This window comes from Paenibacillus sp. Marseille-Q9583 (assembly GCF_976954365.1).
Window position 1 is genome coordinate 1 of record NZ_CDRJTB010000108.1, and the last position, 11,988, is coordinate 11,988.

The window sequence follows — 11,988 nt, forward strand, 5'->3', positions numbered from 1 at the left end:
GAGTAGTTGGAACAGTGGTACGTGGACTCCGTGGGCCTATCATTAACAATGGGGATAACATTGAAGAAATCGTAGTGCAAACGGTATTGAATGCAGCAACAGTCGAAGGTTTCTCGATCGAGGATCGTGATATTGTAACCGTAACGGAATCCATTGTGGCTCGGGCACAAGGAAACTATGCGACAATTGATAATATTGCTGCTGATATAAAGGCAAAATTCGGTGAAGAAACTGTGGGTGTTATTTTCCCAATCCTTAGCCGTAACCGATTTGCTAACTGCTTGCGTGGAATTGCCAAAGGAGCAAAAAAAGTAGTCTTAATGCTAAGCTATCCATCTGATGAAGTGGGCAACCATCTTGTAGACATCGACGAATTAGATGCTAAGGGCGTTAATCCATGGACGGATGTGTTAACAGAGGCTCAATTCCGTGAGTTTTTCGGCTATATTAAGCACCCATTCACAGGTGTTGACTATATCGAATATTATAAAGGTTTGATTGAAGCTGAAGGTGTGGCTTGCGAAGTCATCTTCTCCAACAACCCAAAAACCATTTTAAACTATACAAAAAATGTATTAACTTGCGATATTCACACTCGCTTCAGAACCAAACGCATTCTCACAAACAACGGTGCTGAAAAAGTATTTGGCTTGGATGATATTCTTACACAATCCATTGATGGCAGTGGCTTTAACGAAGCCTATGGTCTGCTAGGATCCAATAAAGCAACAGAAGAAAGCGTAAAGCTATTTCCAAACAACTGCCAACCTATCGTAGATGGTATCCAAGCAAAAATCAAAGAAATTACAGGTAAAACTGTAGAAGTTATGGTTTATGGCGATGGAGCATTCAAAGATCCAGTAGGAAAAATCTGGGAGCTCGCAGATCCAGTTGTATCCCCTGCTTACACTGCCGGACTTGATGGAACACCAAATGAAGTGAAATTGAAATATTTGGCCGATAACAACTTCTCTCATCTTCGTGGTGAGGAGCTGAAACAAGCCATTTCTAAATACATCCAGAATAAAAATGATGACCTGGTTGGTGCGATGGAAGCACAAGGGACTACTCCTCGTAGATTAACGGACCTAATTGGTTCATTATCTGATTTAACTTCTGGTAGTGGCGATAAAGGAACACCAATGATTTATATCCAAGGTTATTTCGATAACTATACAAAATAGGATGAATACAAAAAGGGAGTCTCCTCTACGAGACTTCCCTTTTTTTTACTTTGCGGTGCCCTCTTTCATATCAAAGCATTGATAGATTGGGAATTTTTCCCTAAAATTCAACTAATTTAGCGGTAAAGGTATATTTGGGTCCGATTTTCAGGGAGAAATTCTCTGATTCCATTCATTTAAAGCAATTATCGGCTTTTATTAGGGAGCTTTTCCTTAATTACTCTCAATCCACTGGTATAGTGACAGCACGCCAAGTAAATCCATGTACACTCTTTAAATCAAAATACACCTTTAACCGTACGGATGAACATCCGAATGGTTAAAGGTGTATTGTCTCTGTCTACTTTTTAATTAGAGTTAATTCCAGATCTCTTCAGCAATCTCTTTAATATAAGCAAGCTTGCGCCATTGCTGCTCTTCTGTAAGGTGGTTACCTTCTTCCGTGGAAGCAAAGCCACATTGCGGGCTCAGGCAAATCCGGTTTAGATCGACATATTGCTTCGCTTCCTCAATACGTTTCAGAATATCTTCCTTGCTTTCAAGCTCACCAAATTTGGAAGAGAATAGGCCAAGCACGACCTGCTGATTGTCTTTTAGGAAGCGTAATGGTTTGAAGTCACCTGCACGTTCAGTATCAAACTCCAGATAGTAACCTGAGTAGTTATTGATGTTCAGAAGTGTTTGCGCGATAGGTTCATAACCTCCGCCTACTCCAGCATAAGTAGAAACATAATTGCCTCGGCATACATGTGTCGTTACAACGAGATCTTCCGGCAGACCGGACACCACTTCTTCATTCAACTTCGCAAGCTCGTTCGCATATTCAGCTACATTCACACCAACCTGATTCATAAATGCTATAAACTGTTCGTCACACAGTGCTCCCCACGTGCAATCGTCGATTTGAATGCTGCGGCTGCCCGCTGCATAAAAGGCAAGAATTGACGCTTTGTATGCTTTGGCAATATCCGAAATTAGCTCTTCACGATTCGGGTATAATTCATTCGTGCTTTCCTTATTTTCTACCCGATCCAGCTCAAACAGGAATTGCGCTGCTGCAGGAATCGATTGACGCGCAACAACATCCTCACCAGCAGCACCTTTTAAGAATTCATAATGCGCTACAAAAGGGTGGCTGCTGTAGCTTATTTTTCCGGTCAGTCGTGCGGTTTCTGGTCTGGATTCTGCGCCATTAAATTGGTAGCCTTGATCAACAATGGTCCGCTCTACACCATCAAAACCCCAGAAGAAGTCGAGATGCCACCAAGAGCGGCGGAATTCGCCGTCGGTTACAGCTTGAAGACCAACCTCTTTTTGTTTTTGCACGAGCTTCACAATCTCGTCGTTCTCTACTTCCTTCAACTGCTCGGCAGTAATTTCGCTGTTCTTGAATTTTAATCTAGCCTCTTTCAACGCTTGAGGACGCAGGAAGCTGCCAACAATATCATATCGAAATGGAGTAACGGTTCGCTTTTTAGGTTCGGTTTGAGTGCTCATATATTAATCTCCTCGTGAACAAATTATTAAAATTAATATAGCATATCCGATTGCCTATACCGTTACACCAATGAGTTATGGCAGGTTATAAGTATTAGCTATACCTAATAAATAAACGATTGTGTACGCTAGTATTGCCCCAGAAGCCCCTTCTTCATGGCTATTTTCTCACAGCGATCAAACACAACGAGCCCTAGAATCAAATAAACCAGCGAATTTAATATTAATACGCCATAGTCAGATAAAGATAGATCCCTTAACGTTAGATTCTCCAGCATCACCGTTCTTACCATATTCACGCCTTTAACGAATGGGGCAAAAGCTAAAAACGGAGCTACAGTGATCGGAACAAATACAAGTCCCATCAAAACAAATTGGAAAATCTGTAGAAATGCTTGAATTTGTTTCACAATAATAGCCAAACCAGCAATCATAAAACTAACGCCTACCATACTTATCATAGTAACTATAATGATTGGGATCGTTGTCATGGGATTAAGACTCAACCATTGTCCCGAGGTTAGCATCGCACCAAACAGCAAGAGAATCATAATGACGGACTGTAAGCCCAATTGACTGACGATCCGCGTGAGCATAATTTTCCACACACCCATGGGAGACATATATAACTGCTCTAACGTTCCACGCGTCGCTTCTGTGATTACCGAATAACCAATAAAATTCATCGTCATCATCGTTAAGCTCCAAAAGACCACACTGACAATTGAATATTGGACATTCGTATCAAAGCTGGCTGGATCTCCTATGAACATAATTCCAAAAAATGCAGCCAGAAATATAATATAAAAAGTGACTACTAACGCGATTGTGTTCGGTAGATAACGTTTCATCTCAATATATTCCTTACGAAAATTAGCATTGAACAAATGGAGCCATTTCACGGTTCTTCCCTCCTTTCACAATCTGAATAAACACTTGTTCAAAATCAATGGTTATACGATCGATACTTTCCACCATCGTTCCTTCCTCTTTCAAAAGATCGAACAACTCGTAGATATCCTGACCATGCTCTAAATTTACTTCCACAATCGTTTCATGAGAGCTTGCTTTATAAGTACTTAAGGGGAATATACTCAAAAGTTTGTTCTCCTGTTCAGGGCTTAATTGCTCACCTAATTTAATGGAATATGCTCTTGTTTCAAATAACTTAAGTAAATTCTCCACCCTGTCGTCAATCACAACCTCACCTTTGTTAATGATAATAGCACGGTCACACAGCTCCTGAACGACAGGCATATCATGTGAGCTAATAATGATCGTACGTTTCTCTTCCCTCACTATCGTTTTTAGAATATTTCGTAATTCATAACTAACCTCAACATCCAAACCGAGCGTTGGCTCATCCAGCAAGATGACATCCGTATTAGCTAATAGCGCCACAGCGATTGCCAGCTTTTGTTGCATCCCCCGAGATAATCCATTAACCAGCTCATTCTCCTTTTCTTTAAGGTTGAATTGCTCTAATAATTTATCTGTCTGATCTGCAATTTGCTTCCGAGAGTACCCCCGGTTACCTGCAAAATATTCTAAATTTTCCCGAACCGTAAGACGCCAATATAAATTCCGGTTCCCTTCTAATACAGCACTAATATGCTCTAGCGCTTTGAGTCTCTTCTTACAAATATCTAAGCCATTAATGGATATAGAACCCCCATCCGATTCTAACAAACCACAGAGCATCTTTATCGTTGATGTTTTCCCAGCACCGTTGGGGCCTAGTAAACCGAGAACCTCTCCACGATTTACATGAAAAGAAACATCACGAACGGCATGTATTTTCTCTTTCGTCTTTCTTTTCTCGTAGACCTTGCTAATCCCCCGTACTACTATAATTTTCTCCACCTTATAACCATCCTCTCCCGTACGATTTAAAAGAGTGATTCCATTGTTAAATTTATTTTATTTGAGTATCTAAATTTAGATAACTGGCTCCAGATGGATACTTTCTCCGTCTGAGGAATGAGATTTGGGATAGCGCGTATTTATACAAGCACGTCAAAGAGACACAGCTCTTGAGATGTGTCTGGAATCTTATTTTCTTCACGAAAAAAACTAATACTAAGGCTTGCTGAACATTCAAATTTCTCAGTACTAAAAAAGTTGTGTGTTAATAATAAGGAAGTGGTGAGATTTTAATAAAAATCGCCCTCTTTCATCTTGCTGATTAGACAAGATAAGGAGAGCGATCTTTTATATTACCATGCACGTTATTATCCGAAAATGCGCTTAATTCCTCTAGCAATTTCGTTCATACAATCCTCTGCTTGTGGGTAAACGCCGATTTTATCCATGAACGCGTGGTCCATTCCATTATATCGGATATACTGTGTATTAACGCCTGCACGTTGTAGTTTTCTAGCGTAGGCTTCACACTCAAGTGTCAAATAATCATACTGTGCAGTAATAATTAACGTGTCAGGCATACCGCTTAAATCTTCTACTACTAAGGGAGAAGTATAGGCGCTTGTTGCAGGAATCTTACCTTGTAAATAAATATTGTCCAGCATAGACGTCATATCACCCATACCCATTAATAGTCCCTTGATCAGCTCATGATGATTGTTAATCGTGTACTCTTCGATATTCCATTCGAAATCATCCGTCGCTGCCCCAGCCATGTTCACCGTCGGATAAAGCAAAGCCTGGAATTTAATCATACGTGTTCCTAGATCTCTATCCTTCATCGCGCATACCGTTGATAAGTTCCCACCTGCGCTATCGCCACATACTGCGATTTGATTCGGATTTACATTCAGTTCTGCCCCATGCTCATATACCCAGGTAACAGCATCAAAGCAATCGTTTAATCCTGCAGGGAACGGATGCTCAGGTGCAAGGCGGTAATCCACCGAAACAACAACTGCATTTGCTTTCTCCGCAATTGCTTTACAAGGATTCTCCACTACATCCAAAGTACCTCCCAGGAAACCACCACCTTGGAAGAAGACTACCGCCGGGACATTCGAGCCTTCAGCTGGAGAATAGATCCGAACTGGGATTGAGCCCTCTGAACCTTCTATCTCTCTCGATTCTGTACGAATATCCGTTGTTGTTACATCTGTATTCGGCGAGCCCATCATTGCACGCATCCCCTGAACCATTGCCATTAAATCGAACTCTCCCTCAGGTGGCTTGCCCATCGCAGCCATCTTTTCAGCACTTTCGATTGTTGTCTGCAAAACACGAGCGTCCATTTCTCCCTCAGCATCTGAATCTGGAAGCTTTTTAATTATCATATCTAGACCTTTGACGTTCTTAACCTCTGTCCGTCTCTCTAGTTCCGCCAACAGATTTTCATATAGATATTTTCCCATGATATCCTTCATCCCCCTAGTTAAATTCTTAGGTTTAATTAATTCTTATTTAGGCTCCAATTCCCGGGCCTCTACGAGCTTTTAAGTCACTAATCATTTGGGGCTCATCTTTATCTAGCTTATAGAACAGGAATAATAGAATAACAATGACATTCGCAATTAAGGGTAACCATACAAAATTGAATTCAATTGCTAGTAAAGCCGATGGCGCTTGCGCTTGATTCGGTACATATTTCCCTAACGCTAGAACCCAAGCTGCAATCGCACCCCCGAGCCCCATTCCGAACTTAGCACCAAAACTGCTTGCGGCAGATAGTAAGCCTGGTGCCCTTACTCCTGATTTCCATTCTCCATAATCAATCGTGTCAGCAATCATCGCGAACAGTAGACCAAATGCAAAGCCCCCACCAAAATTACTGATTATGACACCCGTTAATGCAAGCGGAACAGACATCATCTGTGCACCTAGATAGATAATGACTTGCCCTACAATACCAATGATCATCCCCGTAAAGACCACATTGCGTTTACCTAATTTCTTACTAAAATAAGGAACTAGTATAATCGCAAGCAACATTAGAACGTTAAGGCCATTAACAAGCGGAATTAAGTCTTCTCTACCTAGGTTATATTTAAAGTAATAAATAGTAGCAGGACCCTTTGCTGTAACTCCGATAAATACGAACAGGCCAGTAGCCAAAAGGATCCACCAAGGTGTGTTCCCTTTAATTGCCTTTATTCCTTCTTTAAAAGGGACGGGACGATTGCCTTCAACTTGAACACGTTCCCTTACATTTTTAAATGTAATCAAGAAAAATACGACTGCTACACCAGCATAGATCATCATCGTTAACATAAAACCCTGCTTTTGATCGCCTTTTCCTAACGCATCAACAAGAGGCAGTGTCGCAATACTGACAAATATAGCTCCTACTTGCGCCAGAATCATACGAACCGATGACACTACCGTTCTTTCCTGTGAATCACTCGACATGCTTGGCAAAATCGAAGTGAGTGGCAAGTTAATACCTGCGTATAAAACATTCAGTAGAATATAGGTAATATACGCGTAAGCCAATTTTCCTGTATCCCCGAAATCCGGCGACAGGAACGCAAGAATTGCAATTGCCGCGAACGGAATCGATAACCAAAGAAACCAGGGTCTGGATTTCCCATATTTCGAAGTCGTGCGGTCAATTAAGACTCCAAATATCGGTCCGTCGAACGCATCAATAATTCTCGCTAAAAGGAATAAGGTTCCTACAGCTGCAACATTCAACCCATATACATCCGTGTAGTAAAACATTAAATATAAGGTAACCGTCTGGAAAATAAGATTAGAAGCCGTATCTCCTAGACCATAACTAATTCTTTCTTTCCATGAAACTTGTTTATTCATACATGTACCCCCTGTAAATATCATGGTAAGGAAGCTTCGACTAACCATATTGTAACCCCTTACATTTGTGATTATAGACAATTTTCATCCTTTCAACTTTCCGTTTCTTAATCAAAAATAGACCAAATTTCATGATTTTTAGGATTAGTAAATTAAGCGCTTTCAATAAAATCATAAAAAAAGGCTGACCCAAATCCATGAAATGGATGCTAGGGTCAGCCCTTTTTGAGTGTATTGATTTATATAGTTATTTTTTAAGCTATTAGATTTCATTTAAAAGCACTATGCATCATACACAGGCCATAGTTCATATAATCGAACTTCATGAGGGTTTAATTTACATTTAATATCGAGCGAACTTTGGATATCAATCGTCTTCCTCACTTGATTGGGTACAGCCTTACGATTCAAATAGGCCACTTCATCTGCATCAAGTGAACTTGGAGCACCCATCTCAAGCCATGTATCATAGGCGCTGCCGTGATCCCGATTTATCGTAGTTTGACGAAGCTTGTATACACCACTTGGTATTCCTTGGATTACAAAACTCATCTCTAAATTATTCGTGTCTTTGAAGACGTGATATCGATTCAAAGCGTCAATTCCTAGTGAATCAGACGTACCATACAATCGATCAAAATGACAATAATGGTACACCATCAATTGATAGCCTTGCGACGATTTTGTGAGACAATATCCAGCGCCGAGCTCCATTAGGCGATCACCAAGCTTGCCTAACAACTCATAAGCATAATAACCTGGCTTAAGAATTCCATTGCTCGTTACTAAGCCCAATCCACCATGAAAGGGTTCCTCTGCTGGTGGCAACTCCTCCAGTAAGTCCGTCAAGGACCAGTAAGCTAAGCTCTGCAGTTCATCTAAATTCTCTAGTACATTCTTCACAATATAGGCTGCTTTATAACAGGTATCGTTCGTCAAATCGCGGTGAAATGGTGTTGAATTCCATTCCGTTACTTGAACATCAGGCACTTGCGAGAGCTTTGCTTTCAGTTTATCTTTTAACAAATGAATCGTTTCATTTAAATAATTATCGTTACTTAAATGTATCCAAGATATTGGTTTATCTACTACTCGCTGCTCTCGTACTGGATAACTGTGGAACGAAATAACATCGGGAATACAATGATTTGTGATACAGAAATCTAAATAATGATCTAACCAAGACTCTTGATATACCGTTTCTGAAAAAAGATCTGGCCCCCCCATTTGGAATTTAGGGCAGCTAGCTTTAACAGCTTGATAAGTCTGAATATACATTTCGCCATAATCTTCGAACGCATCTGGCCAAAAAACTTGCAAATCAGGTTCATTCCAGCAAGCAAAATACCAATGCTTCATCTCTTCTTCGCCATAACGGTTTTTGCAGAACAAAAGTAATTGCTCCACGAGCTTTCTCCACTGCCCTATGTCCTTGGGTTTACTCAGATTACTCTTCTTATAGAAGAAAGAAGACTCACTACTCGCTAAATCTTTAGGCATGAAGCCAAACTCAATATAAGGGCGAAGTCCAATGCTTCGTATGAAATCTATTAATTGTCCGACATAGAAGAAATTAAAAATCGGATTGCCTTGTGCATCCTCGCGATAATCCATCATCTCATCATCAAATATCCCATGAAACCTAATATGACTAAACTGGACCTTTTCCTGAATCAACTTTAAATGCGATTGCACTTCACTCATTAAAATTTCCTTCGCCTTGCTAATCGTACATATTTTTCGCCAATAAGGTTTAATCAACGTACTCTTACCGGAGAGATGCACCTTAATTTCTTTTGTGACTACACCTTTATCAAGCGTCTTATCGGCTGTTTGCTGATCAGGTGAAGGCAAATACTTGAACAAAGCCTCATACGCATTCTCACGATCAAAATCCAAGTAAGTTGCATAATCATTTGAAGGCAGGTTTTCATGCTCCACATACCTTTGCAAATCCTTACGGTATTGAATCGGTGTTATTTTATAAACTTCCTTAAACACCTTGTGAAATGATTTTAAACTCGGAAATCCATGGTCCATAGCAATTTGAGTAATGGAATGATCCGTGTAAGTGATATCTCTGACAGCATGCTTCAATCGAAGCTGATTGACATACTGACTAAAGGACTTCCCCATACTTTTCTGAAAAAAACTAGACAAATATGGAACTGATAAGTGTTCCTGCTCCGCAATATCGAACAAGCTAAGTGATTTCATATAGTTGCCTTGGATGTAGTTCACGATACTTAACATACGCTCTGTGTACTTCGAACCAATTCGACTACTATTATCTTCGCGACTCTCTCTGAATTTCCAAAGCAGTACGTAAATTAGCTGGAATAGTAACGACTTTATTTTAAGCTCATAGCTATAATTTTCTTTGTTATATACCCACATCATTTCGGCTAATAAAGAGCGAATTTCATTAAATTTTTCTTGCTCTTCCTCTCCATATAGAAAGGATTTGCACAGGAACCTAACTTGATCGATATCTGCAAATTCAGTTTTAATGAATGAAATGGGAATCTGCAAGGCAAGCACCAAATTATTCTCATGGGATTGAATGGAATGAATTTCATTGCTGTTGATGATCAAGACATCCTCTTCTTGTAGGGTAAATCTTTTCTTTTCAATATAGACATCGACTTTCCCTTTGAGAACGAACAGTAACTCTATGCTGTCATGCCAGTGGTCCTCCACAAATTGCGCATTATGAAGAAATATATTAATTGGCAAATCATTATTCATTTGAATGCTTTCATAAATGTAATCCAAAGCCACCGTTCACCTCTCTTCATCCTAGCATTATACTCCGCAAATAAATTTTTATATAATAGCTTTTTTTAATTTGGATATATAAGTACATCTCACATTCATACGAAACACGAAAAAATAAGCCTTAATTTTGCTTAAAAAATGGATATTTTGAATTTAAGGCCCTCGATATAATTACAATGTTAACGCTTTCAAAATAGATAGTAAAGGGGATATGTATATGAACAAGAGTTTATCTAAGTTATTTACTGTCATGATGGCTTTCTTTGTTTTAAGTTCATTTAGTGTAGGCAATGTTGGTGCAAATGCAGATAATACCGCTAAAAAGGAAGATCAAGATCAAGGGATTACTTTCTATCTGGTACGCCATGGAGAAACGATATTTAATGTACAAGAACGGATGCAAGGGTTCTCCGACTCTCCTCTAACAGAGAAAGGAATTGAAGTAGCCGAGAATCTAGGCAGAGGCTTGAAGAACATTCCGTTCGTTGCCGCGTACAGCAGTACGAGCGAACGGGCAAGCGACACGGCCGATATCGTTCTTGAAAGCCGCAATCTCAAGCTGATCAAAGACAAGCGGTTGAGAGAAATCAATTTCGGTGACTTGGAAGGCGCTTATCAAGCAGATGTTATGAAGCATACAAATGTTGCTTCGTTCCAGAAACTCGATTACACCTCGGTGAACGGCGAGAATATGCAAGGCGTGTTCGAGCGGGCTAAAGCATCGCTGGATCAAATGGTTGAAGCAAACAAAACAAAAGGCGGGAATGTGCTTGTTGTTTCGCATGGCATCACCATTCTCGATTTGGTCATGGGTCTCGACCCGAAAGCCTGGGATATGAGCAAGGGCGGCTTGCCGAATTCGAGCGTAACGAAGATTCAGTGGAAAGACGGCAAATACACGGTGCAAAAAGTCGGCGATCAGAGCTATGCGGAAAACGGCCAAAACAAGCTCACGTTCTACTTCGTTCGTCACGGCGAAACGCTGTTTAACGTGCAAAAACGGATGCAGGGCTTCTCGGATGCTCCGCTCACGGAAGAAGGCATCAAGGTTGCCGAGGACCTGGCACGAGGCTTGCATGACATTCCGTTCAGCGCAGCATACAGCAGCTCGAGCGGACGTGCGGAAGTTACGGCCGATACTATTTTGGAAGGCCGAAACATGATTCTGAAAACGGATAAGCGGTTGAGAGAAATGAACTTCGGTGACTTGGAAGGCGCTTATCAAGCAGATATTATGAAGCATACAAACGTTGCTTCGTTCCAGAAACTCGATTACACCTCGGTGAACGGAGAAAACATGGCTCAGGTTTTCGCCCGGACGAAAGCGGCAGTAGACCAGATCATTGCCGATAACCAAGGGTCGAAAAAGAATATCATAGTCGTTTCCCACGGCATCACCATTTTGGATTTGGTCATGGGGCTTGACCCTAAAGCCTGGGATATGAGCAAAGGTGGTTTGCCGAATTCCAGCGTGACGATCGTGGAATGGGAGAACGGCAAGTTTACGGTAGGAAAAGTCGGCGACACCAGCTATTTGGAAAAGGGCAAGGCACTTTCACATTAAGAAGTAGAACTGGTGCACACCTGTCTGCATAAGACAGGTGTGTACCAAATTAAAGGGAGGGGGCAGCAAGACTGCCCCCTCCCTTTACCCTTCCCACTAAATTGACTTCCTGTTCATTTGAATAAAGATCTCAAGGAAATGAATTGGGGAATGTGAGAATTACGGTAGCTTCAGGTGGTATATTCGGAGCTATCCTTCAACCTATGGCAGGTAACTTAATCGCTAGCAAAG

Annotated in this window: 8 protein-coding genes; 2 read left to right on the forward strand and 6 right to left on the reverse strand. The window is 40.8% G+C overall.

Translation table 11 applies throughout. From position 1 onward, the window contains the following. Positions 1-1,184: coenzyme F420-0:L-glutamate ligase (locus ACWNM1_RS28980; RefSeq protein WP_449603697.1), on the forward strand; the 1,184-nt coding region annotated here is incomplete at its 5' end. A 357-nt stretch (positions 1,185-1,541) separates the two neighbouring features. On the opposite strand, the gene ACWNM1_RS28985 is transcribed toward ACWNM1_RS28980, so the two are convergent. The 6 genes from ACWNM1_RS28985 to ACWNM1_RS29010 all read right to left on the reverse strand — a co-directional run bounded on the left by ACWNM1_RS28985 (position 1,542) and on the right by ACWNM1_RS29010 (position 10,196). After that, positions 1,542-2,681 (reverse strand): 5-methyltetrahydropteroyltriglutamate--homocysteine S-methyltransferase, encoded by a 1,140-nt coding sequence (locus tag ACWNM1_RS28985; protein ID WP_449603698.1) that lies wholly within the window; start codon positions 2,679-2,681, stop codon positions 1,542-1,544. Positions 2,682-2,809: 128 nt separating this feature from the next. After that, complete coding sequence (locus ACWNM1_RS28990) at positions 2,810-3,583, reverse strand: ABC transporter permease (RefSeq protein WP_449603699.1); 774 nt, start codon at positions 3,581-3,583, stop codon at positions 2,810-2,812. After that, positions 3,555-4,544, reverse strand: coding sequence for an ABC transporter ATP-binding protein (locus tag ACWNM1_RS28995; RefSeq protein ID WP_449603700.1), 990 nt, complete (start codon positions 4,542-4,544; stop codon positions 3,555-3,557). Before ACWNM1_RS28995 ends, ACWNM1_RS28990 begins: the two co-directional genes overlap by 29 nt. A 368-nt stretch (positions 4,545-4,912) precedes the next feature. Further along, complete coding sequence (locus ACWNM1_RS29000) at positions 4,913-6,016, reverse strand: alpha/beta hydrolase (protein WP_449603701.1); 1,104 nt, start codon at positions 6,014-6,016, stop codon at positions 4,913-4,915. A 49-nt stretch (positions 6,017-6,065) separates the two neighbouring features. Beyond that, entirely contained in the window at positions 6,066-7,415 is a 1,350-nt protein-coding gene (locus tag ACWNM1_RS29005) for a glycoside-pentoside-hexuronide (GPH):cation symporter (RefSeq protein ID WP_449603702.1), read from the reverse strand. Positions 7,416-7,697: 282 nt separating this feature from the next. After that, positions 7,698-10,196 (reverse strand): GH39 family glycosyl hydrolase, encoded by a 2,499-nt coding sequence (locus ACWNM1_RS29010; protein ID WP_449603703.1) that lies wholly within the window; start codon positions 10,194-10,196, stop codon positions 7,698-7,700. Between the two features lie 214 nt (positions 10,197-10,410). On the opposite strand from ACWNM1_RS29010, the gene ACWNM1_RS29015 reads away from it, so the two are divergent. After that, positions 10,411-11,757, forward strand: coding sequence for a histidine phosphatase family protein (locus tag ACWNM1_RS29015; protein WP_449603704.1), 1,347 nt, complete (start codon positions 10,411-10,413; stop codon positions 11,755-11,757). Positions 11,758-11,988: the final 231 nt, after the last annotated feature.